Origin of the sequence: Saliniramus fredricksonii (assembly GCF_900094735.1) — a bacterium.
Classification (GTDB): Bacteria; Pseudomonadota; Alphaproteobacteria; order Rhizobiales; family Beijerinckiaceae; genus Saliniramus; species Saliniramus fredricksonii.
Window position 1 is genome coordinate 2,064,235 of the sequence record NZ_FMBM01000002.1, and the last position, 24,200, is coordinate 2,088,434.

23 protein-coding genes are annotated in these 24,200 nt (G+C 64.2%); 15 read left to right on the forward strand and 8 right to left on the reverse strand.

All coding sequences use genetic code 11. From position 1 onward, the window contains the following. Window positions 1-11 precede the first annotated feature (11 nt). From GA0071312_RS15905 to GA0071312_RS15915, 3 genes are read left to right on the forward strand one after another with little or no spacing between them, the layout of a single operon-like run. Window positions 12-863 carry a dihydroorotate dehydrogenase electron transfer subunit gene (locus GA0071312_RS15905; RefSeq protein ID WP_074445761.1) on the forward strand — a complete coding sequence of 284 codons (852 nt, stop codon included), beginning with the start codon at window positions 12-14 and terminating at the stop codon, window positions 861-863. Next, the gene (locus tag GA0071312_RS15910) at window positions 857-1,855 is read left to right on the forward strand and encodes a dihydroorotate dehydrogenase (RefSeq protein ID WP_074445762.1); all 999 of its coding nucleotides are present in this window, start codon (window positions 857-859) and stop codon (window positions 1,853-1,855) included. The genes GA0071312_RS15905 and GA0071312_RS15910 overlap by 7 nt, the downstream gene beginning before the upstream one ends. After that, window positions 1,852-3,171 (forward strand): hydantoinase/carbamoylase family amidase, encoded by a 1,320-nt coding sequence (locus GA0071312_RS15915; RefSeq protein ID WP_238947255.1) that lies wholly within the window; start codon window positions 1,852-1,854, stop codon window positions 3,169-3,171. The genes GA0071312_RS15910 and GA0071312_RS15915 overlap by 4 nt, the downstream gene beginning before the upstream one ends. Window positions 3,172-3,274: 103 nt before the next feature. Here the strand turns inward: GA0071312_RS15915 and GA0071312_RS15920 are convergent, their stop codons facing one another. Together GA0071312_RS15920 and GA0071312_RS15925 are read right to left on the reverse strand one after the other, a co-directional pair. Then, entirely contained in the window at window positions 3,275-4,609 is a 1,335-nt protein-coding gene (locus GA0071312_RS15920; protein ID WP_074445763.1) for a DNA polymerase IV, read from the reverse strand. A gap of 9 nt (window positions 4,610-4,618) precedes the next feature. Further along, complete coding sequence (locus tag GA0071312_RS15925) at window positions 4,619-4,897, reverse strand: DUF3572 domain-containing protein (protein WP_074445764.1); 279 nt, start codon at window positions 4,895-4,897, stop codon at window positions 4,619-4,621. A gap of 119 nt (window positions 4,898-5,016) precedes the next feature. On the opposite strand from GA0071312_RS15925, the gene GA0071312_RS15930 reads away from it, so the two are divergent. The 10 genes from GA0071312_RS15930 (at window position 5,017) to GA0071312_RS15975 (ending at window position 15,289) form a co-directional block, all read left to right on the forward strand. Next, window positions 5,017-5,388: a response regulator gene (locus tag GA0071312_RS15930; protein ID WP_074445765.1), complete on the forward strand. Its 372-nt coding sequence runs from the start codon at window positions 5,017-5,019 to the stop codon at window positions 5,386-5,388. An 11-nt stretch (window positions 5,389-5,399) separates the two neighbouring features. Continuing rightward, the gene (locus GA0071312_RS15935; RefSeq protein WP_074445766.1) at window positions 5,400-6,776 is read left to right on the forward strand and encodes a PleD family two-component system response regulator; all 1,377 of its coding nucleotides are present in this window, start codon (window positions 5,400-5,402) and stop codon (window positions 6,774-6,776) included. Between the two features lie 131 nt (window positions 6,777-6,907). Next, window positions 6,908-8,479, forward strand: a complete 1,572-nt coding sequence (locus GA0071312_RS15940) for a hypothetical protein (protein WP_074445767.1) — start codon at window positions 6,908-6,910, stop codon at window positions 8,477-8,479. Window positions 8,480-8,768: 289 nt separating this feature from the next. Beyond that, entirely contained in the window at window positions 8,769-8,954 is a 186-nt protein-coding gene (gene rpmF, locus GA0071312_RS15945; protein ID WP_074445768.1) for a 50S ribosomal protein L32, read from the forward strand. 175 nt (window positions 8,955-9,129) lie between these two features. Then, on the forward strand, window positions 9,130-9,549 hold the full coding sequence (gene rsfS / locus GA0071312_RS15950) for a ribosome silencing factor (protein WP_083204623.1): 420 nt from the start codon (window positions 9,130-9,132) through the stop codon (window positions 9,547-9,549). Between the two features lie 138 nt (window positions 9,550-9,687). Then, entirely contained in the window at window positions 9,688-10,212 is a 525-nt protein-coding gene (gene rlmH, locus GA0071312_RS15955) for a 23S rRNA (pseudouridine(1915)-N(3))-methyltransferase RlmH (RefSeq protein ID WP_074445769.1), read from the forward strand. Window positions 10,213-10,244: 32 nt separating this feature from the next. Continuing rightward, window positions 10,245-11,705 (forward strand): murein hydrolase activator EnvC family protein, encoded by a 1,461-nt coding sequence (locus GA0071312_RS15960; RefSeq protein ID WP_238947256.1) that lies wholly within the window; start codon window positions 10,245-10,247, stop codon window positions 11,703-11,705. Then, window positions 11,705-13,030: a S41 family peptidase gene (locus GA0071312_RS15965; protein ID WP_074445770.1), complete on the forward strand. Its 1,326-nt coding sequence runs from the start codon at window positions 11,705-11,707 to the stop codon at window positions 13,028-13,030. The genes GA0071312_RS15960 and GA0071312_RS15965 overlap by 1 nt, the downstream gene beginning before the upstream one ends. A 193-nt stretch (window positions 13,031-13,223) precedes the next feature. Then, window positions 13,224-14,840 carry an acyl-CoA synthetase gene (locus GA0071312_RS15970; protein WP_074445771.1) on the forward strand — a complete coding sequence of 539 codons (1,617 nt, stop codon included), beginning with the start codon at window positions 13,224-13,226 and terminating at the stop codon, window positions 14,838-14,840. Beyond that, the gene (locus GA0071312_RS15975; RefSeq protein WP_074445772.1) at window positions 14,837-15,289 is read left to right on the forward strand and encodes a DNA polymerase III subunit chi; all 453 of its coding nucleotides are present in this window, start codon (window positions 14,837-14,839) and stop codon (window positions 15,287-15,289) included. Before GA0071312_RS15970 ends, GA0071312_RS15975 begins: the two co-directional genes overlap by 4 nt. A 243-nt stretch (window positions 15,290-15,532) precedes the next feature. Here GA0071312_RS15975 and GA0071312_RS19755 read toward each other — a convergent pair whose 3' ends face one another. The 3 genes from GA0071312_RS19755 to GA0071312_RS15985 all read right to left on the reverse strand — a co-directional run bounded on the left by GA0071312_RS19755 (window position 15,533) and on the right by GA0071312_RS15985 (window position 19,229). After that, window positions 15,533-15,865, reverse strand: coding sequence for a hypothetical protein (locus GA0071312_RS19755; protein ID WP_131817843.1), 333 nt, complete (start codon window positions 15,863-15,865; stop codon window positions 15,533-15,535). Window positions 15,866-16,113: 248 nt separating this feature from the next. Further along, complete coding sequence (gene uvrC / locus GA0071312_RS15980; protein ID WP_074445773.1) at window positions 16,114-18,165, reverse strand: excinuclease ABC subunit UvrC; 2,052 nt, start codon at window positions 18,163-18,165, stop codon at window positions 16,114-16,116. A gap of 98 nt (window positions 18,166-18,263) precedes the next feature. Then, window positions 18,264-19,229 carry a cation diffusion facilitator family transporter gene (locus GA0071312_RS15985; RefSeq protein ID WP_074445774.1) on the reverse strand — a complete coding sequence of 322 codons (966 nt, stop codon included), beginning with the start codon at window positions 19,227-19,229 and terminating at the stop codon, window positions 18,264-18,266. Between the two features lie 272 nt (window positions 19,230-19,501). Here GA0071312_RS15985 and GA0071312_RS15990 point away from each other — a divergent pair, with 272 nt between their 5' ends. Beyond that, the gene (locus GA0071312_RS15990) at window positions 19,502-19,894 is read left to right on the forward strand and encodes a VOC family protein (protein ID WP_074446266.1); all 393 of its coding nucleotides are present in this window, start codon (window positions 19,502-19,504) and stop codon (window positions 19,892-19,894) included. A 391-nt stretch (window positions 19,895-20,285) separates the two neighbouring features. On the opposite strand, the gene GA0071312_RS19760 is transcribed toward GA0071312_RS15990, so the two are convergent. Beyond that, complete coding sequence (locus GA0071312_RS19760) at window positions 20,286-20,771, reverse strand: hypothetical protein (RefSeq protein ID WP_131817844.1); 486 nt, start codon at window positions 20,769-20,771, stop codon at window positions 20,286-20,288. Window positions 20,772-20,807: 36 nt separating this feature from the next. On the opposite strand from GA0071312_RS19760, the gene GA0071312_RS16000 reads away from it, so the two are divergent. Next, a complete protein-coding gene (locus GA0071312_RS16000; RefSeq protein WP_074446267.1) occupies window positions 20,808-21,746 on the forward strand; it encodes a dihydrodipicolinate synthase family protein in 939 nt (312 codons plus the stop codon). 57 nt (window positions 21,747-21,803) lie between these two features. On the opposite strand, the gene GA0071312_RS16005 is transcribed toward GA0071312_RS16000, so the two are convergent. Together GA0071312_RS16005 and GA0071312_RS16010 are read right to left on the reverse strand one after the other, a co-directional pair. Continuing rightward, window positions 21,804-23,102: a pilus assembly protein TadG-related protein gene (locus tag GA0071312_RS16005; RefSeq protein ID WP_074445776.1), complete on the reverse strand. Its 1,299-nt coding sequence runs from the start codon at window positions 23,100-23,102 to the stop codon at window positions 21,804-21,806. 14 nt (window positions 23,103-23,116) lie between these two features. Beyond that, window positions 23,117-24,103: a response regulator gene (locus GA0071312_RS16010; RefSeq protein ID WP_074445777.1), complete on the reverse strand. Its 987-nt coding sequence runs from the start codon at window positions 24,101-24,103 to the stop codon at window positions 23,117-23,119. Window positions 24,104-24,200: the final 97 nt, after the last annotated feature.

Sequence of the window (24,200 nt, forward strand, 5' to 3'; positions counted from 1 at the left end):
GATCGACAACCATGCAAGCCATGCACGCCGTGCCGCCGCAGCCGGATTCCCTCCCCGTTCTGGAAGAACGGGCGGAAATCCTGCGCCATGAGGCCGTCAACGGGGAATACCGCCTGATGCAGGTCGCCGCCCCCGATCAGGCGCGGCGCGCCCGCGCGGGCCAGTTCTTCCACCTGCTCTGCCCGCAGGACGATGTGCTCAAACCCTTCTTTCGCCGCCCGATGAGCATCTATGCGATCGACGCCGAGGGCGGACGGATCTCCTTCCTCTACAAGGTTACGGGCACCGGCACGAAGGCGCTCGCGAAGCTCGGAATCGGTGAGCGGCTCGACATGCTCGGCCCGCTCGGCATCGGCTTCTCGCTGCCCCCCGACACCGCGACCGGGCACAAGACCCCGATCGTGATCCTCGCCCGGGGTGTCGGCCTCGCCACCCTCGCCCCGCTGGTGGGCCTCGCCCGCAGCGCGGGCCACGCCGTCACCGCGATCCTGAGCGCGCGCAGCCCCGCTCTCCTGATGTCGCTGGAAGAAACCCGTGCAGCCGGGGCCGAGGCGATCGCCGTCACGGACGCGCAAGGCAATTCCGATACCGGCCATGTCGCGGCCCTGCTCGACGATCTGCACGCGAAGGGCCGTATGGGCGCGCTCTATACGTGTGGATCGAACCGTCTGCTCAAACTCGCACAGGCGCATGCCGCGCGCCATGCATTATTCGGCGAGGTCGCCATGGAGCAGCAGATGGCCTGCGGGCTCGGCATGTGTTTCTGCTGCGTGCGCGCCTTCCGCGAGGGGGATGCGACCGTGCATCGGAGGGTTTGCTGCGAGGGTCCGGTCTTTGCGCTGGAGGAGGCTCTGGGATGGTAGATCTCTCCGTCGATATCGGCAGGCTGCGGCTCGCCAACCCGGTCATGCCGGCTTCCGGCACCTTCGCCCATGAGCTGGCGCAGGTCTTCGATGTCGATCGCCTCGGCGCACTCGTCATCAAGACGGTGACCGCTGACAAGCGCATCGGCAATCCGACGCCGCGCGTGGCGGAGGTGCCCGGCGGCATGCTCAATTCGATCGGCATTCCCTGCAAGGGGCCGGAGCATTTCCTGGCCGAGACCGTGCCGCTCTACAGCGCCTTCAAGGCGCCGTTCGTCGCCTCGATCTCGGCCAATACGCCCGATGAATTCGCAAGACTCTGCGAAATGGTCAGCGTGCCCGGCATCAGCGCCATCGAGGTCAACATTTCCTGCCCCAATATCGAGGATGACGGGCGCGCCTTCGCCATGCGCCCGGAGCCGACCCTCGCGGTCATGCGCAAGCTGCGCGCAGCCAGCGATCTGCCGCTCTGGGCCAAGCTCACGCCCAATGCCGGCGAGATCCAGGAAGTGGCGCAGGCCGCCGAGGCCGGCGGCGCGGATGCGCTCGTCGTCGCCAACACGATTCTCGCCATGAGCATCGACATCACCAGCCGCAAACCCTCGCTCGGCAAGGTGATGGGCGGGCTCTCGGGCCCGGCGGTGAAGCCGATCATCCTGCGCATGGCCTATCAATGCGCCCGCTCAGTCACGATCCCGGTGATCGGCTGCGGCGGCATCATGAGTGCCGAGGACGCGATCGAATACATGCTCGCGGGTTGCAGCGCCGTACAGGTCGGCACCGCCACCTTCATCCACCCATCCGCCATGCTCGACGTGATCGCCGGCATCGAAGCCTGGTGCGCACAGAACGGCGTGGCGCGCGTGTCGGACATCGTGGGCGATCTCGCGGAAGCCGGCGATGAAGGGGCGCGCAACTGGGGGGCGGATATGGGCACGGAAAAGCCGAAATCCGGCCAAGCGGGGGCAATCAACTGGGAGGGCGTGGCATGAGCCGGGCCATGTCCGATATCGGGCCGGCGACAACCGCGCCCGACAGCGATTTCATCGGCGGCGAAGGCCGCGCGCTGGCCGAGGCGATCTTCACCCGCGCCCGCGAACTCTCGCCCGATGCGGAAGGCGTCACCCGCCCGGCCTGGTCGCCGGTGGAGAGCCTCGTGCTCGATTATCTCGACGAGGTAGCCCGCGCCCAGGGGCTCGTCACCTGGCGCGATGCGGGGGCCAGTCTGATCATGGCGCGCCCTGGCGATTCCGCAGCCGATACGCGCTGCGGGCTGATCGGCTCGCATGTGGATTCGGTGCCCCAGGGCGGCAACTACGACGGCCTCGCCGGTGTGGTCACCGCCATGCTGGCCCTGATCGCGATGGAACGCGAGGGCGTCGACACGGCATTTCCCGTGCGCGTCATCGCCCTGCGCGGCGAGGAGAGCGCCTGTTTCGGGCTGCCCTATATGGGCTCGAAGGCGCTGTTCGGCCTGCTCGACGAAAAGGCTCTCGATGCGCGCGACAACCGCGACGGGCGCATCCTGCGCGATGCGATGGCTGCCTGCGGTGTCGATATGGAACGCGTCGCCGCCGGCGAGCCGCTGATCGCGGCAGATCAGCTCGCTTTCTTTCTGGAGCTGCATATCGAGCAGGGCCCGCTGCTGATCGACCGCAACTGGCCAATCGCGGCGGTGACGGGCATTCGCGGCAATATCCGCCATCGCAACGTGCGCTGTATCGGCGAAGCGGGCCATTCCGGCGCGGTGCCGCGCTACCTGCGCAAGGATGCGGTGGTCGCGACCGCCGATCTGCTGATGCGCCTCGACGAGCACTGGCAGACGATCCAGCTGCATGGCGGCGATCTCGTCATGACCACGGGCGTCCTCCATACCAATGCCGCCAATGACGCGATGACGCGCATCCCGGCCGAGACGAGCTTCAGCTTCGAGGCGCGCAGCCAGCAGGCCACGACCCTGCGCGCGATCGAGGCGCTGGTTCATTCCGAATGCGAGATCGTCGCCCGCGAACGCGGCGTGCGCTTCGTCTTCGACGAGCCGGTCCATACAAGCGAGGCCTTCCTCGACAAGGATGTGCTCGCCGCCCTCCTCGCCGCCTGCGAGGCGCAGGAGCTTCCGGCGGAGACGGTGCCGAGCGGCGCCGGCCACGACGCCGCCGTGTTTTCGCAGGCGGGGGTGCCCTCCGGCATGCTCTTTGTGCGCAACCAGAATGGCTCCCACAACCCGCACGAGGCGATGGAGATCGACGACATGCTCTGCGGCGCCCGCGTCTTCAAGCGTGCGGCGGAGGCGCTGGCTCGGGGTTGACCCCTCCGGCGCCGCATGCGGTTTGCAGATTTGTCCGGGCCGGATCACGATTACGATCACGCTGCGGGGAGATCATCCGGGCGACATGCGCTTCGCCAGGGAGTTACCCGTCATTACCATCGTCGCGCTTGCGCCCCCCGCTCGCCGGCGGGGCGTTGCGCAGGCTCAGGCCGCGTTTGACGATGCTGTCGCCGAAGCGCTCGCGCAGGGCGGCGATGGCCGTCTCGCGGCTTTTTTCGCGCACCACCTCGCGATCGGCGAGATCGCCCTGATCGGCGAGCGCGCCGTCGACGAGATCGGCGGCGCCGATACCGATCAGCCGGAAGGCGGTGCCGTCGCATTCGGCGGCGAGCATCTGCCGCGCCGCGGCATAGAGGCGCGTCGCGAGCTGGGTCGGTGCCAGCCCGGAGACGGTCCGGGTGCGGTTGCGGAAATCACGCGTCTTCAGCTTGAGCACCACAGTGCGCCCGGCAATGCTGCCCGCGCGCAGCCGCGTGGCGACCTTCTCGGCCAATTCCCAGAGGATCGGCTCGAGCGCATCCAGCCCCGCGATATCCGCATCGAAGGTGGTTTCGCTCGAGATACTCTTGGCCGCGCGTTCGGGCTCGACGCGGCGGGCATCCTCGCCCGTGGCGAGCCTTGCAAGGCGTTGCGCGTCATTGCCGGCGATGCGCATCAGATCGGGCAGTGAGCGGGCCGCGATGTCACCGATGCGGCGGATGCCGGCGCGGGCGAGCCGTTCCTGCGCCACCCTGCCCACACCCGGCAGGATACCCACCGGCTCTCCGGCGAGAAACGCCTTCGCCTCGGCGCGCCCGATGATCGAGAAACCGCGCGGCTTGTCGCGATCCGAGGCGATCTTGGCGAGAAACTTGTTGTAGGACAACCCGACCGAGACGCTGATGCCGATCTCCTCCTCGACGCTTTTGGCAAACCGCGCCAGGGTCAGGGCCGGGCTCGCCCCGTGCAGGCGCTCTGTGCCGCCGAGATCGAGAAAGGCCTCGTCGATGGAGAGCGGCTCGACCAGCGGGGTCAGCGCGCGCATCATATCGCGCACCTGCCGGCCGACCTGCGCATAGAGCGCCATGCGCGGACGGATCACCACGGCATCCGGACAGGCTTCGAGCGCCTTGAACATCGGCATGGCCGAGCGCACCCCATAGATGCGCGCCACATAGCAGGCGGTGGAAACCACCCCGCGCCGCCCGCCGCCGATGATCACCGGCCGGTCCGCGAGTTCCGGGTTCTCGCGTTTCTCGACCGCCGCGAAGAAGGCGTCGCAATCGATATGCGCGATGGCGAGACTGTCGCGCTCGTCATGGACGAGCCCGCGCGGCGAACCGCATGCGGGGCAGCGCGGGCGTGACCCGCCGGGGACCGGCCCGTTCCAAAGACAATCCCGACACAGATAAGCCCCGATCGGCGGTCTATCCTGCATGCACGACCTCTATTCCGGTGGTCGCGGCGCGAGGCAGGCATGGGCTGCGACGATGGCATGCGGATCCATATCGAGTTCTGCGGCGATCTCGACGAGCAGGGGCTCGTAATTGACCACGTGATCGAGAACGGCTTCGAAGAATTGCGGGGTCGTGCTGGCCTCACGGATCCCGTCCGGGCGCAAGCCGGTCAGATCGAAGAAGCGTCCGAGACGCTCCTCGTCGGCGACGATGCGCGCAAACACGGCGATGGCGGTTTCGCGGGCCTGGTCTGGTGAAGGCAGTTTCATGAGAATCCCGATTCGGTTTGCCATTCGTTCATGGGTACCGATTTACTATGCTTTGCGGAACGGGAGAATGCCGGCAACGGGCTTATCGGGGGCCGGCTGGCGCAAACGGGGATCGACCCATGCAGAAGACGGTGCTCATCGTCGAGGACAACGAGCTCAACATGAAGCTCTTCAACGATCTGCTGGAGGCCCATGGCTATGCCACGCTCAAGACAGCGAGCGGGATCGAGGCGATGGAGCTCGCCCGCGCCCACCGACCGGATCTGATCCTGATGGATATCCAGCTGCCCGAAGTTTCCGGCCTCGAAGTCACCAAATGGCTCAAGGAGGACGAGGATCTGAAATCCATCCCCGTCGTCGCCGTCACCGCCTTCGCCATGAAGGGTGATGAGGAACGCATCCGCGAGGGAGGTTGCGAGGCCTATCTCTCCAAGCCGATCTCCGTGGCAAAGTTCATCGAGACAGTCCGCACCTATGCGGATGCGGGCTGAAAGGACAGAAAATGACCGCCAGAGTGCTCGTCGTCGATGACATCTTTCCAAACGTCAAGCTGCTGGAAGCCAAGCTGACGGCGGAATATTTCGACGTGGTCACGGCCATGAACGGGCCGGACGCACTGACCATCTGCGAACAGGGTCTTTGCGACATCGTGCTGCTCGACGTGATGATGCCGGGAATGGACGGGTTCGAGGTCTGCCGTCGGCTGAAGAACTCTCCGCAGACGGCGCATCTGCCGGTGGTGATGGTGACCGCCCTCGACCAGCCGAGCGACCGGCTGAAGGGGCTCGATGCGGGCGCCGACGACTTCCTCACCAAACCCGTCGACGACACCGCCCTGCTCGCGCGGGTACGCAGTCTGGTGCGCCTCAAGGCCGTGACCGATGAATTGCGCACGCGCGCCCTCGCTTCACGGGAATACGGGCTGATCGGTGATCCGCTGGTACTCGCGACGGCGGAAAACGGACTTGACGGCAAGATCCTGCTCGTCGATGATCGCCCCTCTTCCTACGAACGGCTGGCGGGCTCGCTGTCGCAATACCATCAGGTCACCGTCGAGACGGATGCCGCGCAGGCGCTGGCGCGCGCGGCTGAAGAAGAATTCGACGTCGCCATCATCAGCCTCGACCTCGCCGATGCCGACGGGCTGCGCGTCGGCTCGCAATTGCGCTCGCTGGAGCGCACCCGCAACATCGCCGTGCTGATGCTGGCCGAAGCCGACGACCAGAAACGCATTCTGCGCGGCCTCGAGATCGGCATGAACGATTTCCTCACGCGCCCCGTCGACCGGAACGAATTGCTGGCACGCGTGCGCAGCCAGACGCGGCGCAAGCGTTTCTCGGACAAATTGCGCGAGGCCGTGCAGGAATCCATGGAAATGGCGGTGACCGATGCCCTCACCGGCCTGCATAACCGGCGTTATCTCGACACCCAGTTCACCGCGCTCTTCGACGAATCACTGCGGCGCGGCAAGCATTTGTCGGTGCTCGTCATGGATATCGACAAGTTCAAGCCGATCAACGACACCTTTGGTCATGATGCGGGAGACGAGGTGCTGCGCGAATTCGCCAAGCGCATCCGCTCGCAGACACGCGGCATCGACATCGTCGCACGCTTCGGCGGTGAGGAGGTCGTCGTGCTCGTGCCCGATACCGGGCTCGACATCGCCCGCATCGTGGCGGAACGCATCCGCGCCCATGTGGAAGGCGAGACCTTCGCCATTCATAGCGAAACCCGGCGCGTTCCCGTGACGGTCTCGATCGGCGTCGCCTCGCGCCAGCCCGGCGACACCTCCCCGCAAGACATGCTCAAGCGGGCCGATCTCGCGCTCTACCGCGCCAAGGATCAGGGTCGCAACCAGGTCGTCGCCGACGCCGCCTGATTATATACAATTTAAACGAGCATGAGCGTTCCGGATTAAGCAATCCTGCGTTACAGTGACGCATCCCTGATTCGCACCGGCTGCGGCTGGCCGGGCGAATCTCCATCACGCCTGCCCCGGAGACGCTTTCCATGACGAAAAAGACTATTGCAGCCTCGGCGCTGCTGATCGGCCTCGCGCCGGCCGGCGGCTTCGCCGCAGACGATCAGACGGCCCCTGGCAGCATCGATTTCGCGATGTATTTCAATGCCGACGTGCGTGATGCGGCCGATTGCGCGATGAGCATCGTCGATGGCACGATCGTCATTGATCCAGCCATCGGTAATCCGTCCATGACCTGCCCGGACATGTTCTCGTGGAAACTGTTCACCGAGGTGGTTTCGCAGGAATTCTGGAAGAACTGGGCTGCCGACCAGCAGACCTGGCCCGGCGAGCCTTATGCGATGTGCCAGCCGGGCGATGACGTCACCACCTGCTGCACACCGGATTCGCTGGAGAATCCGGGCTATGACGACGCCGAGAACCCGGCCCTGCATTGCCCTTACTTCCCCGGTGACCACCGCGCCGCCGGCACCACACCACCCCTGCCGCGCGCGCAGCCCTTGTCGAAGGCGCATGTCACGCAATTCGAGGACGATCTGCGCCGGGTCACGCCGCAGCAGATCGATGCGATCGATCCGGGTCGCGTCATCCGGCAATCCATGGCGGAATTCGTCTTCCGCAACAAGCCGATGTTCGACTACGTCTTCGAGCAGGACCTCTACAATGCCGACGGTCTGGCGAAGGTGTTTGCCGAGAATGCCCGGGTGATGCGCCAGGATGCGCCGTTCCATAGCGCCAATGCGGGTGGTGCGAGCGCGCGGATCGATTTCCCGGTCGATGCGGTGATGATCAAGAGCAACTGGATCAGCGCCGAGCGGGCGGAAGTGCTGGGCATCCGCAATGATCCCGATCACCCATTCATCAAGATGGAGGTGGAATCAGCGGTCACCGACAACAATGCCCAGATCTTCGAGCCCGGCGAGCACTGGCTCGTGTCGTTTCACGTTTCCTCGAAGGACATCCCCAACTGGGTCTGGCTGACCTTCGAGCACATCAACAATCCGGGGCGCTGCGACTATACCGGCTGCAACGATTCCTACGGCTTCGCCTCGCCGGACGACGTGCCCGAGGGCGCCGCCGACAATTTCACCCGCCCGCATGTGATGAGCGATGATCTGCCGATCGCATCACCGATTTTCGATCCGGGCGGAACCTACGCCTCCGGGCCGATCAGCGCGGGCTTGAAGGGCGTGCTCGACGGGCTCGACATCGGCACCACCGAGGCGCGTGATCCCACCATGCCGAGCGCATCGGATCGCGCCTGGCGCAGCTATCGCCTCAAGGGCAGCCAGGTCGATTTCGTGCAATCGACCGGCCATCGCATCCTTCTGGGCAACTCGGTCACCGAAGGCGGCTTCATGATGTCCTCATCCTGCATGACCTGCCATGCCCGCGCCCATGTCGGGCCCGACGGCAAGCCGAGCGTGCTGGGCGTGTTCGACAATACCGTCGATACGATCGGCTATGGCGAGGGCTCGCTCGGCACGCCGGATCCGAACTGGTTCATCTCCAGCCAGCAGCCGCCGGCTCTGCAAGCGCTGCAGACGGATTTCGTGTGGGGCTTCTTCTTCGCCAACGATCTGCACAAGCCCGGCGAGTAAGGCGGCGAGACCGGGCGCGGGAATTACGGAATTTTCGCGCCGGCACGGCTAACAGGACTAGCCATAGGGCACGCGAGCGCGTATAAGCCGCCTCGAAATCGGATCGATCAGGGCGCTGCGGCCTGCGGCGCCCCGATTGTTTTTGACATGTGGGCGTTTGAGTTTGTGCCTGGAGCGAATGCCGGCGCGGCGGTTCGCGAAAGCCACAGGGCAAGCCACCACGCATGAATGCGCGCATACCTGTCGTGACTGATGGCAGGCAGGCGCGTCCAGTGACCGGAGAAGTGAAATGGCTGTTCCGAAGAGAAAAACCACGCCATCCAAGCGCGGCATGCGCCGTGCCGCCGATGCGCTCAAGAAGCCGACCTATGTCGAGGACAAGGATTCCGGCGAACTGCGCCGTCCGCATCATGTCGATCTGAAGACCGGCATGTATCGCGGTCGTCAGGTCCTGACGGTCAAGGCGGACGACTGAGGCGCCGTCGGCGCTTCCCGCCCCGGATCGGCCCATACAGGAAGCACGCCCTGCCGGCGCATGCCGGCGGGGCTTTTCGTGTTTATCCGCGTCGACCCGCATTGAATTTAGCCACAAAGACGCGCATCCTGCACAAGAAGGCAGCGATTCCCGTTGCCGCGAAGAAGGAAAGGGTATGGCGCTGACTGCAGTGTCCGATCATGAAGCGCAAGCTTCCACCACCGCCCCGAAGAACGGCGCAACCGCTCCCGATCTGGAAGGATTGCTCCCGCTGGTCCGCTCGGGCCTTGAGGACATGAAGGCGGAGGATCTCGTCGAGATCGATCTCGCCGGCAAGACCTCCATCGCCGATGCGATGATCGTCGCCACGGGCCGCTCCGACCGGCATGTCGGCGCGATCGCAGACCGGCTGATCAGGGATCTCAAGGATCATGGCTACGGGACCGCCCGTGTCGAGGGTTTGCCGGCCTGTGACTGGGTGCTGATCGATACCGGCGATGTGATCGTCCATGTCTTCCGCCCGGAAGTCCGCGGCTTCTACAATCTTGAAAAGATGTGGGGCGCGGACCGTCCGACGGAAGCGACGGGCGGCTGAGCCGCAGATCTTGTGCGCGCTCGGGCAGCGCGGCGCCGAAACGCGTTGCGAGGGCGTGGCGCGGTGCGAGGGCGTGGCGCGGCGCCAGCTCTTGCGAGTGCGCGCGACGTATCGAGCGCAAGCGCGTGGAGAGAACGGGTGAAGCTGACGCTACTCGCCATCGGGCGTCTCAAGGCAGGCCCCGAGCGCGAACTGGTCGCGCGTTACAGCACCCGCATCACCGCGAGTGCCCGCCCGCTCGGCCTGAGCGGGCCGGAGATGATCGAGATCCCCGAATCACGCGCGCGGCGGGAGGATGACCGGCGCAGCGAAGAAGCGATGGCCATCCGAAATCAGCTCGGCCGCAGCACGGGCAACGGTTCCGGCAACGGCGGGAACAGACGGTTGATCCTGTTCGACGAACGCGGCAAATCCGTATCGAGCGCGGCATTCGCGGAACAGCTCGGCTCCTGGCGCGATGACGGGATCGCGGCGGCGGCTTTCGTCATCGGCGGCCCGGACGGGCTCGATCCGTCGCTCGCGCAGGAAGCGGGATTGATCTTGTCCTTCGGACGGCTGACCCTGCCGCATCAATTGGTGCGGGTGCTGGTGACCGAGCAGATTTACCGTGCGTTAACCATCATGGGCGGACATCCTTATCATCGCACCGGTCACGGCGATTGAAAGCACGATTCCGGCATGGCTGGAGGCAGGACATGCGCATGCATGGGCAAGGCGAAGCAAGGACCATCCGACGCCCTGATGCCGGCGCGCCCGGCGGCCCTCGCGCGTGGGGCGTCGAGCGCGGCCTCACTGCGATATCCCTGCTGGTTCTCGCGCTGTTCGCCGGCGCCGTATCCTCTCCTGTGCTACCGCTCTCGACCCCAGCCCTCGCGCAGGAAGACGAGGCCTCGGAGCCGGTGATGGCGCCCGGTGAGGCAGCCCGCGATCTGCGCGCCCGCGAGCTGGAAGAGGTGCGCCGCGATCTGGAGCGCGCCGCACAGGCGGAGCAGGAACTGGCCGAGGAAATCGCCGCGCTCCAGGAGGATCGCGCGGCGCTGGCCGAGGCGCTGATCGAGGCAACCACGCGCATCCGCGACAACGAGGCGCGCTCGGAAGCGCTCACCGAGCGACTCGAATCACTGATCGCTTCGGAAGCCGCGATCCGGCGCTCGCTGGAGGCGCGGCGCGACGTGATCATCGAGGTTCTTGCCGCACTCCAGCGGATGGGCCGGCGCCCGCCTCCGGCGGTGCTGGTTCGCCCGGAGGATATCCTCGCGGCGGTGCGCACCTCGATGCTGCTCGGCGCCGTGGTCCCGGAATTGCGGGCAGAGACGCGCGCCCTCGCCGCCGACCTGCAGGAACTGGTCGATCTGCGGCGCATGATCGCGCAGGATCGCGAGGCGCTCGCCGTCGAACTCGCCCAGCTCGACAGCGAGCGCCGCCGCCTCTCCGCGCTGATCGAAGCGCGTCAGGAGCGGCTGCGTGCCGCGCAAGGCGATTTTCTCGAACAGAGCGAAAGAGCGGCGGCCCTGGCGGCCGAGGCAGGCAATCTCGAAGAATTGATCACGGGAATGGAAGAGCAGATCGCCGCAGCCCGTGCGGCTGCGGAAGCCGCCCGGGCTGCGGATGCGCGCCTGCGCGCAGAAACCCAGGCGCGTTTCGCCGAGGCCGCAAACCTCGATCCCGCCAGGCTTTCACCACAGATCCCCTTCGCACAGGCCCGCGGGCGTCTGCCGTTGCCGGTTTCCGGCTCGCTCACACGGCGTTTCGGCGAGCCTGATGATATCGGCGGGCGCATGCAGGGCGTCGTGATTTCGACACGCTCCGGTGAGATCGTCACGGCTCCGGCGGATGGCTGGATCGCATTTGCGGGGGCCTACCGTTCCTTTGAGCGTCTCTTGATCATCAATGCCGGCGATGACTACTATGTGATGATGTCGGGCATGGAGAATGTCACCGTCGATGTCGGGCAATTCGTTCTCGCAGGGGAGCCGGTCGCCATGATGGGGGCGCGCGCTTCGGTCTCTCCGGCCATGGGACTCGTCGACGCGGAGGGTCCGGTGCTCTATGTTGAATTCCGCAAGGATGGCGGGGCGATCGATCCCGCACCCTGGTGGCAGGATACGATACAGGAATCGCGTCACGTTACGCCAAGCGAAAAGGTTCGCGGATAATGCGCAAGCTTCCAATACTGATGATCGGCGCGCTGGTCGGCGCCAGCATGGCGACGCTGGTGTCGCAGACACATGTGCTCACATCGACCACGGCCGTCGCCGCCTCTGCCGAAACATACCGCCAGCTGAGCCTGTTCGGCGACGTCTTCGAGCGCGTGCGCCAGGATTACGTCGAAGAGCCGGAAGAGGCCGATCTGGTCGAGGCCGCGATCAACGGCATGCTCACCTCGCTCGACCCTCATTCCAGCTACATGGATCCGCGTTCCTTCCGCGACATGCAGGTGCAGACGCGCGGTGAGTTCGGCGGATTGGGCATCGAAGTCACGATGGAGGACGGGCTCGTCAAGGTCGTCGCTCCGATCGACGACACACCGGCCTTCGATGCCGGGGTCATGGCCAACGATCTGATCACGCATATCGACGGCGAGCAGGTTCAGGGCATGACGCTGAGCCAGGCCGTCGAGCTGATGCGCGGCCCGGTCGACTCGGACGTCACCCTGCGCATCCAGCGCGGCAATGCCGCCGACACGATCGAGGTCACCATCACGCGCGACATCATCCGCGTGCGCCCGGTCCGTGCCCGCGTCGAGGATGATATCGGCTACCTGCGTGTCACCTCCTTCAACGAACAGACCTTCGCCAATCTGCGCAGCGCGGTCGAGGAATTGACGGATGAGATCGGTGAAGACCGGCTTCAGGGCTTCGTCATCGATATGCGCAACAATCCCGGCGGCCTGCTGGATCAGGCAATCATGATCTCCGACGCCTTCCTCGATCGCGGCGAGATCGTGTCGACGCGCGGGCGTGACCCGGAAGAGACACAGCGCTTCTCGGCCAAGTCCGGCGATCTGACAGACGGTCTGCCGCTGGTCGTCCTGATCAATGGTGGCTCCGCCTCGGCTTCCGAGATCGTCGCCGGTGCATTGCAGGATCACGAGCGCGCCACCTTGATCGGCTCGCGTTCCTTCGGCAAGGGCTCGGTCCAGACCATCATTCCGCTGGGTGGCAACGGCGCCCTGCGCCTGACGACGGCGAAATACTATACCCCGTCGGGTCGCTCGATCCAGGCGCGCGGCATCGATCCGGATATCGTCGTCCTACAGGAGATCCCCGAGGAGTTGCGCGGACGCGACGAGACGCAGGGCGAAGCCGGTCTGCGCGGGCATCTCAGCGGCGAGGACGAGGAAGCGGCCGGCTCCTCTGCTTACGTCCCCACCGATCAGGAGGAAGACAAGCAGCTTCTCGCCGCCCTTGCCTTCCTGCGTGGCGAGCAGCTCGACGCCTTCCTCAGCACTGATTCGGAGAACGAGACGGCACCGAACTGAGGCCCTGCACGAGCAATCCGATCGCGCCCGCCATTCCCGAAAGGAGTGGCGGGCGTTTTCATCTGCCTCTGTCGTGCCCTGCCTGAGACAATTGCCTCCTACACGGTATTTTCCCGGCGCAATAATGCTATAGATCGTCGCGCGGTTACACGCCCGCCCCCCCGGGGCGGCATCATCGAGCAAGAGGCACGGCATGCTTCCGGATATCCGCGATTACGAGGGCCTGTACGCGCGTTTTTCCTGGGCGGTTCCCGAGCACTACAATATCGGGGTCGATATCTGCGACCGTTGGGCAGCGATTGATGCCGGGCGCCCCGCCGTGATCGAAGTCACGCCGGAGGGACAGACGCGGGTGCTGGATTACGCCGGGCTGCGCGACGCCTCGAACCGCCTCGCCAATGCCCTGCGCAAACGCGGCATTCGTCCCGGTGATCGCGTCGCGGTGCTGCTGCCGCAAGGCCATGCCGTGCCGATCGCGCATGTGGCGATCTACAAGCTCGGCGCCATCGCGCTGCCGCTTGCCGATGTCTTCGGCATCGACGCCCTGCGCTACAGGCTCGGCGATTCCGGCGCCCGCGCCCTGATCACCCATGCCGGCGGCCTTGCGAAATTTGCCGATGCCGAGGATGATTTCGAGCATCCGGATGTGATTCTGAGCATCGATGGTCCGGATGCCGGTGCTGAGGGTTTCCACGAGGCGAGCGCGGCGGAGAGCGCGGAATTCACCCCGGTCGATACGCTGGCCGATGATCCCGCCCTGATGATCTACACCTCCGGCACGACCGGCAATCCCAAGGGCGCCCTGCATGCGCATCGGGTGCTGCCGGGCCACCTCCCCGGCGTCTCCCTGCCGCATGAATTCATGCCCCGGCCGGGGGACCGGTTCTGGACGCCGGCGGACTGGGCCTGGGCGGGCGGGCTGCTCAACGTGCTGCTGCCGGGCCTGCATTTCGGCGTTCCGGTCATCGCCCGGCGCTTTGCCAAATTCGATCCGGAAGCCGCCTTCCGGCTGATGGCGGATCACGGCGTGCGCAACGCCTTCATCCCGCCCACGGCCCTGCGTCTGTTGCGCAGCGTGGACAACCCACGCGGGCGCTACGACCTAGCCCTGCGCACACTCGCCTCCGGCGGCGAGGCGCTCGGCGCCGAGACCTTCGCCTGGGGGCGCGAGACGCTGGGGCTTTCCATCAACGAGTTCTATGGCCAGACGGAGTGCAATCTCATCGTCGCCTCCTGCGCCGCGATCGGGGTGAGCAAGCCGGGCATGATCGGCCGCCCGGTTCCCGGCCACCGCGTCGCGGTGATCGCCGATGACGGGCGCATCTGCGCGCCGGACGAGCCCGGCCAGATCGCTGTCGCGCGCCCCGATCCGGTGATGTTTCTCTCCTATTGGAACCGTCCGGAAGCGACGCAGGCGAAATTCATCGGCGACTGGATGACGACAGGCGATCAGGGCGTGATGGATGCCGACGGCTATATCCGCTTCGTCGGGCGCGACGACGACGTCATCACCTCCTCGGGCTATCGGATCGGGCCGACGGAGATCGAGGATTGTCTGTTGCGCCACCCCGCCGTTTCCCTCGCCGCCGTCGTCGGCAAGCCGGATCCCGTCCGCACCGAGATCGTCAAGGCCTTCATCGTGCCGCGCGACGGCATCCATCCCGACGCGGCGCTCGCCGACGACATTCGCGACTTTGTGCGCAACCGGCTCTCCGCGCATGAATATCCCCGCGAGATCGCCTTTCGCGATTCCCTGCCGCTGACCACCACCGGCAAGGTCATCCGCCGCATCCTGCGTGACGAAGCATGAGTGAGGTCTTTTTCTACCACCTTCAACGCCAACCGCTCGAGCGCGTCCTGCCGACGCTGCTCGAAAAGGCGCGCGCACGTGGCTGGCGGGCGGCGATCCAGGTCACCAGCGAGGAGCGCGCCGCTGCCCTCGACGATCATCTGTGGAGCTACGACGAGGAAAGCTTCCTCGCTCACGGGCGCGCCGATGAGGCGGATGCGCATGAGCATCCGATCGTGATCGCGCTCGATTTCACCAATCCCAACGATGCCGCGATCCGCTTCCTCGTCGACGGCGCCGCCCTGCCCCCCGATGCCGCCCGCTACGAGCGCATCATCGTGATCTTCGACGGCGATGACGACGACCAGCTCGCCCGCGCCCGCGCCCAGTGGAAGGAAGTCAAGGCCGCCGGCCACGAGGCGACCTACTGGCAGCAGGACGAGAACGGACGGTGGGGGAAGAAGGCGTGATCAGATTTTTGGCGAATGAACGAAATTTTTCAAATATGAGCAATATTCATTTTATCACATCGATGGGCAATTCGAGTCGAGGACTATCATTTCAGCGTTCAATATTGGCTCGATGACTCTGCATGAGAATTAGCCATTGAATTTCCGATGCTTAAAAAAACGCATTGCCAATTTCCATGAATATCATAATAGTGTTTTACGGTAGAAAATTATTCGTACTAACCAATTGTGTCTAAATTTATCTTAGAATGGAGGCATCGGTCGTGCAGGCGCGCTGGGAGGAACATATTCCGGGCATAGCATGTCACCGATATTAAATCCGTATGCAATCGTAAATATTGCTGAAAATCCCAATGCATACGACCATTTACCCCAAGACTTCCAATTCATTGTTACAATAACAAGAGCAATCAGACCTAACACTGCAGCCCAGTAATAGTTTGCAGAGCACTCTATTACCCAACCATTTTGAGTTGTTACACGCGTCTGCCCTACACTTATCACATTTGGTAATAATACCATTGCCCAAGCAATATAGAAGGGCCAGCCTTTGCGCTCGCTATTTTCTTGCGACATGCGAGATTCCTAGAATTTTCGTAGCGACAGGGTTGCACCAAGCGACCCCTTAATTCATTTAACACAATAAATAATTGCAAATCAACTCGTGTGCTGGAAGCCGACCGCCTGCGCTTTGCACTTTAAGTAGCCAACACACACTGCTGACGCCCGGAATGGGAGCAATTCAAAACAATTCTGCAATGGCCTTATGGTTCAAACCCCGCTTCGGCGGGGTTTTTACGTTTCGGCCCGGGCTTCTGCCCTCATCACCCCTCATTGAAGAAAGCATGCACCGCCCGCGCCGTCGCCGCATTGACGCCGGGGGTGCGGGCGAGGTCGTCGAGGCTGGCGTGGCGGATGGCCTTGACGGTGCCGAAATGGTGCAGGAGCGCGCGCTTGCGGGCCGGGCCGATGCCGGGGATCTCGTCGAGCGGGTTCTTCGTCAGATCGCGTTTGCGCTTGGCGCGATGGGTGCCGATGGCGAAGCGGTGGGCCTCGTCGCGCAGGCGCTGGATGAAATAGAGCGCCGGATCGCGCGGCGGCAGGCGATACGGCGCCTTGCCCTCCACATGAAACAGCTCCCGCCCCGCCTCGCGATCGGCGCCCTTGGCGACACCGATCACCGGGATATCCGTCACCCCGAGTTCGCGCAGGATGGCGCGCACGCCGGAGACCTGGCCCGCCCCGCCATCAATCAGCACCAGATCCGGCCAGGCGGGAAATTCATCGGCTGAATCATCAGCAAAGGCCGGATCGTCCGGCGGGCGATCCTGCCCGGTATCGCCCCTGCCGTTCCGTTTTTCCGCAGGATTCTCCTGATCAGCCGCGCGGGGCTGCTCCTTGACCAGCCGGGCGAAACGCCGGCGCAGCATCTCGCGCATCATGGCGAAATCGTCGCCGGCGGTGACCTTCTCCACCGGCATGTTGAAGGTGCGGTAATGCGTTTTCATGAAACCGCCGGCCCCGGCGACGATCATCGCGCCCACCGCATTGGCGCCCTGGATATGCGAATTGTCATAGACCTCGATCCGGCGCGGGCTGCGCGCGAGCCCCAGCGCATCGGCGGTGAGATCGAGCAGGCGCTGTTGCGAGGCGGTCTCCGAGAGACGCCGCCCGATCGCCTCCTTCGCATTGCGCTCGGCATTCTCGACGATCTGGCGCCGCTCGCCGCGCCTGGGCGTCGCCACATCGACCTTGTGGCCGGCGCGCACCGCGAGCGCGGCGGCGACCACCTCGCGCTCGGGACAATCATGCGAGAGCAGGATCTGCTTCGGCGGCGGCTTGTCGGAATAGAACTGCACGAGGAAGGCGGTGAGCACTTCCTCGACGCTCATCGACTTGTCGGCCTTGGGGAAATAGGCGCGGTTGCCCCAGTTCTGCCAGTTGCGGAAGAAGAACACCTCGACGCAGAACTGTCCGCCCTCCTCCGCGATGGCGACGACATCGGCCTCCTCGACGCTCTGCGTGTTCACCCCCTGGCTCGACTGGATGGCCGAGAGCGCGGCCAGACGGTCGCGATAGCGCGCGGCCCGCTCGAATTCGAGGGCGTCCGACGCCTCCTGCATCTCGGCCGAAAGGCGCTCCTTCACCCGTGAACTCTTGCCGGAGAGGAAATCCACCGCCTCGCGGGTGAGCGCCGCGTAATCCTCCGGCGCGATCTCGCCGGTACAGGGCCCGGCGCAGCGCTTGATCTGGTAGAGCAGGCAGGGGCGCGAGCGGTTGTCGAAATAGGAATCCGAGCAGGTGCGCAGGAGGAAGGCGCGTTGCAGGGCCGTCATGGTGCGGTTGACCGCCCAGACGCTGGCGAAGGGGCCGAAATAGCGCCCCTTGCGGTTGCGCGCACCGCGATGCTTGGTGAGCTGCGCCCCGCGCTCATCCTCGGTGACGAGGATATAGGGCAGCGATTTGTCGTCCCGCAGGAGCACGTTGTAGCGCGGGCGCAGCTGCTTGATCAGATTGGCCTCAAGCAAGAGCGCCTCGGATTCCGTGCCCGTGGTCACGAATTCCATCTGCGCCGTATCAGCTATCATCCGGATGATGCGGTTGGAATGGCCCTGGCCGCGCGCATAGGAGCCGACGCGGTTCTTCAGGCTCTTGGCCTTGCCGACATAGAGCACCTCGCCGGCAGCATCGATCATGCGATAGACGCCGGGCGCGTTGGGCAAGGTCGCCCAGAACCGGCGGATCACCTCCATGCCGGTGCCGCTGATACCGCTCTCGGTCATGTCCGTCTCGCCCGCTTGCGCTGCGGCGGGTGGCGATGGCGGCGCGGCGGATTGCCCGGCGGGAATCGGCGTATCGTCGGCGGGATCGGTCATGGGTCAGATGTAGGCTATGCGGGCAGGCCGGGAAAGATCTCTCCCGGGCCTGTCCCGGTTGAATTCACCGCAATGCGCCTGCGCCCGGCCAGACGGGATCAATGATGCTCGTGACCGGCATGCCCGCCACCGCCGTTTTCCGCGCCCGCCATGCCGTGGCCGTAAAGAGCCGCGTTGGCATGGGCGTGATCGATATGCTCGAATTCCAGGCTCGAATGCCCGATACCATGGGCCTGCTTCAGCTCCTTCTTGATCGCGGCCTTGACGGTTTCGAGCCGCGTCCAGGCTTCCCGCGACACAACCACGTGACAGTCGAGCGCAGCCTCATGCTCCTGCATCTGCCAGAGATGCACGTGATGCACGTCATGCACGCCCTCGACACTGCGCATGGCCGCGATCACGCCCGCGCTGTCGATATCGGGCGGGCTGCCGAGCATCAGCGTGCGGATCGGATTGCCGATCTCGGTGAAGGCCAGATAGAGGATGTAGAGCGCGATGAGGATCGTGATCGCGGGATCCACCCAGCGCAGATCATAGAGCAGGATCAGCGCACCGCCGAAGATCACGGCAACCGAAGCCAGCGCGTCCGACAGGTTGTGCAGAAACAGCGCGCGAATGTTCAGGGAGCCTTTCTGCATCGACCAGGTGAGCAACGCCGTCAGCAGATCGACCGCGAGGGCGATGATCCCCAGAATGACCACGGTCCAGCCCGCCACCTCCGGCGGATCGATCATCCGCATGCCGCCCTCATAGATCAGATAGAAGCCGACCAGGATCAGGGTGACGTAATTGATCAGGGCCGCGACAATCTCGATCCGCCCGTAGCCGAAGGTCATGCGCGAATCAGGCGGTCGGCGCGCGATCTTGCGCGCGGCGAAGGCAATTACCAGCGATGCCATGTCGGAGAAATTGTGGAGCGCATCGGCGATCAGCGCGAGACTGCCGGAGAGGATACCGCCGATGATCTGCGCGACCGTGAGCAGGGCATTCGCCCAGATTGCGACGGAGACGCGCCGATCGCCGGATTTCGGATCGATATGCACATGGCCGTGATCGTGCGGCATTCAGGGACCTCGGAGCGTTTGACGCGGACCTGTCGCACACGCAACGCATGCGATCGCGCAGCTGACTAGCAGCATGTAGCGCATGGATGCCAGATCGAAACCGCCCGCAGCGGTCATGCATCACGCCAAGGGGTCGGGTTGCAAACGATGTCCCGATCCGGAACGCTCCGATGCGCGCTTCGCCGCGACCGAGGGCGATGGAGGCGGGGGATTGCAGACAGACGGGGTTGCAGCGTCCATATCGGGAAAAGCATGTTAATAAGGAGGATAGAATGATCAGTCCCAAGCTTCGCGTCGCACGACCGACTGATGACATCGAGGCACTCATTCCGTTTTACAGAGACGGACTGGGTTTTGACATTCTCCACCGATTTGACGGTCACGATGGCTTCGATGGTGTGATGCTTGGCCGTTCCGATGCACCATATCATTTCGAGTTCACCAGATCGCTAGGGCACGCAGCCGGTCGGGCGCCGACACGAGATCACCTTCTGGTATTCTACTTGCCGGAACCGGCCGAATGGCAGGCGGCAATTGATCGAATGGAGGATGCCGGGTTCATGGCCGTGCCGGCCTTCAATCCGTATTGGGATCGCTCCGGTCGCACGTTCGAGGACCCTGATGGCTATCGCGTGGTCATCCAGCGCGCCAGCTGGAGCTTTTAGGCACGTCGGCTTTGATGGAAAGCCGCTGTCTAGAGCATCATGCCGTCAGGTAGATACCGGCTGACGGAGAAAATGTTGCGCTAAACAATGACCTGGGGCGCCCGGCCTGACTTCGTCAGGTCGCAACGCGCTCCAGGGCGATGACCGGAATCGGGTTGCCACGCAAAGGCAACTGCCCGCCACCTGCGGGTCGTGATTCGCTCCGATGCGCGACACGGCGCACGACCCGCAGCGCAGATTCCAGAAACCGCAAGGGAAAAGGTACAGGTGGCGGATGACTTGTTTAGCTCCGCCATAACGCCACGTTTGCCCTGTAAAGAGACAAGTTTGCAACAAGTCAAGAATCGATAAGAATTTATTAAATGCATGTATTCCACAATAAATAATCAAATTACCATTGAAGATGGAACCGGACTGAATAATAATTTATTATCAGGCTGGGTGGGCGAGCAAAATAAAATTTTCGAGGTTCGATATGTATATTATCGATCGCTGGCAATGGCGCGCAACACGCCGTCGCGTCCAGCTGCATGCACGACAACTCATCGAGACGCATGGCGTGCGCGCGTTCTTTCGTGCTCACGAAGATGCCTGGCATGCACTTGATGAAGGTCATACGCCGAAAGCCCGGTTTCATCAGGCGGTATGTTATGCCATTTCCAGGCATCTGCAGCGGCGTGCCGTGCTCGAAGCTGTCTTCGCACCGCAGGGGGTCAGGCAAGCAGAGAGCAAGGATGCGATGGGTGTCGTGGAGGCGCAACTCCTGCGCGATTTTGCCTGAACGGCGATCGCGCCGTTTCGCGCAGACGAGGTTGGCAGCCGCAATGGTTGCGCGGGCAAGGCGCACCGGCTTACCAAGAGCCGGAGCGGTCGGCATGTGCCGGATCCGCAAATTGTGAATGCCGAGGATCAGATCATGCTCGATGCCAACGCCAAGGGCGTCTACGTCATCGCCCCCACCCCCTTCCATGATGATGGCCGCGTCGATGACGCTTCCATCGACCGGATGACGGATTTCTTCCTCGAAGCGGGCTGCACCGGTATCACGGCGCTCGGCATGATGGGCGAGGCCCCGAAGCTCGACGGCGAGGAAGCGCGCGCCATTGCGAGCCGGATCATCAAGCGCGCGGGGAACACACCGGTGGTGATCGGTGTGTCCGCTCCCGGTTTTGCCGCCATGCGCACGCTCTCGCGCGCGGTGATGGATGCGGGCGCCGCCGGGGTGATGATCGCACCGCCTTCCTCGCTCAAGACGGATGACCAGATCGTCAATTACTACGCACAGGCCGTCGAGGCGATCGGCCCCGACATCCCCTTCGTGATCCAGGACTATCCGCTCGCGATCGGCGTGGTGATGACGCCGGGCGTGATCCGCCGGATCGTGCAGGACAACCCCTCTGCCGTGATGCTCAAGCATGAGGACTGGCCGGGTCTGGAGAAGATCTCGGCGCTGCGTGGCTTCGAGCAGGACGGCTCCATGCGCCACATCTCGATCCTGTGCGGCAATGGCGGCCTGTTCCTCGATTTCGAATGCGAGCGTGGCGCAGATGGCGCGATGACCGGCTACGCCTTCCCGGACATGCTGGTGGATGTCGTCAAGCTCTCCCAGGCCGGCAAGCGCGAGGAGGCGCATGACCTGTTCGATGCGCATCTGCCGATGATCCGCTATGAGCAGCAGCCGGGCGCCGGTCTCGCCGTGCGCAAATACGTGCTGCAACGGCGCGGGATCATTTCCTCTCAGGCCCAGCGCAAGCCGGGCGGTGCGATCTCCGCCACGGCCCGCGCGGAGGTGGATTATCTGCTTTCGCGTCTTGCAAAGCATGATCCGCGCGCCGGCAAGCGCATCGGCTGATTGCGTGAAGAGGAAAGCAGCGACCGGCGGCGTATCACCGCCGGTCGCAAGCGCAGATCACTGCGAGAGCATGATTTCCGAATGCGGCCCGACACCCTCGGGGACGGGCACATCCGTCGCGGCGTAATCGGTATTGAGCACGAGCCGCGAGCGATTGGCGATCTCGATTTCGCGCGCCACGACGACGGTATAGGCGGAATCACCGGCAACGGGCTGATCCGCATCAATCAGAAGCTTCGATTTGGGCAGATAGATCGTGCCAAGCAGCGTGCGCGCATTGTTCGAGTTGATCCGGAAGGTCGCATCGTCACCCGATCCGGCCTCGATGAAGAGGATGCCGGCATACCGTCCCTCGCGGCTTGCAGAGAGGCTGAGGGTGGTATCGGGACCAAACTCAGCGCCGGCGCCATTATGGAAAACAAACGTGACATTATGCGCAGTCATGCGCGCCCCATCCTCGACCTCCAGCCCGTCTCCACCAATATGATAGGTCCCGGCCTGGAAAGTGATCGGGGCCGAACTGCTTATTTCGATGCCACCGCAATACTGACCCGGATAGAGGGTCTGGTTTCCCGTGACCTTGTACGGCTCCTCGTCATCGCTGCCACAGGATGAAGACGGTATCCTGTGCGTCAGCGGGTCGCCGATACGCGGGCAACCGATCACCGGCCCCGGGCTGGTCGAGCCGCCGTCGTATGAAACACTGCCATGGACGCAGATCAGGCTGGCCTCCAGATTGACCGAACCATCAAGGCGCAGCGCGCCTGATGACCGCGAATTGACATATATCCCGCAATCCTCCGCATCGAGCCGGGCATAGTCGAACAGGGCCATCGCATGGGAAGTGCTCGAATCGGTACTGATCATGCAGATCGGCTCCCGTCCGGCGAGCAGTGCGGTCGCATTCACCCGGACGCTGGAAAGCCCCGTATTGAAAAGGCGGGAGAAAATCGGACTGACCGTGCTTTCCACTGCGATCGTCACCGAATCGCGCTCGGCTGAGATTTCAGCCGAGACTTCGGGATTCTCGACGAAGCTCGCCCCGGCCTCGATCACGGCCTGGGCATAGAGCCGCGCGGCTTCCTGCAGCACCTCCGGGCGGGCGGCGCCGATGCGCAGTTCCCGCGCGCTGACGATCGCGGCGCCATCGGCGATCTTCTGCAGCTCGGTGCGTGCGGAATGCCAGGTGCTGACATCGACAGCGAGCGCAATACAACCCAGAAGCGGTATCAGCGCCAGCGAAAACAGCATGGCCATGCCGCCCCGGACATCCGAAAGAAAGTGCTGCAGCTGCGCGCCACGCACCATCCCGTCGCTGCGCAGCGCCGCCATGCCGTTCGTATCCGCCTTGTGCATCGTTTCCTCTCGCCTCATGTTCGTCCGCCACTTGCCAGAAAACGGAAGGGTCGCGCAGGATTGCGCGGCGCAGGATCCGGGTCGGGACGGCCCGATCCGGACTGCCTGAGCTGCGCGCGCATCGCCGCGACGGGATCGCCGGCGACCGCCCCGGATGCGGGTTCGTCCTGAACGAAAGGTGCAGCAGTCCTCGCGTGTTCATCGGCGGTGTCATCGGCGGTGTCATCGGCACGCGCCTCCCGGGGAACCGGCGGGCTCGCCGGTTCGACCGCATCGCGCATGGCCGCCGCTTCCCGGGCCCGCCGCGCCGCGACCAGATCGGCATAGCGCCGCAGGATCGCGCCTGTATCACCGGACGCATCATCGGAAAGCGCGCATTGCGCGACGATCCCGGCGATCTTTTCCGGCGGCTGATCCAGAAGAATGCGCAGGCAGGTGGTCGGATCGGGCCCGACCGGAGCCTCCGCGCGGGCGGCTTCCCGGGCTGGCATCTGCACGATTTCGGCACCGCCCTCGACACCACCCGCCCGCAGGTCTTGCCGCAGGTCTTGCCGCACGGCTGCCAGCGCTGCCTCGTTGTCGCGGCTGTTGCGCAGCACATATCGCAACTGATAGCCGAGCATGCGCCAATTGACCGGTTTGGTCGCGAACGAGGTCGCACCGACCTCGTAGGCACGATCGATGGCAAACATGTCCTCACGCCCGGTCAGAACCACGACGGGAAGGCGTGCGAGCCGCGCATCCTCCCGGATTGCCGTGCACAGGGCAAAGCCCGTCATCTGAGGCATTTCGAGATCGCTGAGCACGAGATCGAAGCCGGGATCGGCGGCCAGAATATCCCAGGCCTCCTGGCCATTCTGCGCAGTCACGATCTCCCCGCCCGGATGCGAGAGCTGGGCTGTTGCCATCTCACGCATGATCGGATCATCGTCGACGGCGAGGATGCGCACCGGCTCCTCGAAGACATAGATGAAGCCCTGTTCGGATCGTCCTAGCAGCATGGAATGCGTCCCTTCGATGCCGCTATTTACAACTTTAAATATGACTATCCACTTAAATGCATCGGTTAATTCCTTGCTTACGGAAATCTATGATAGT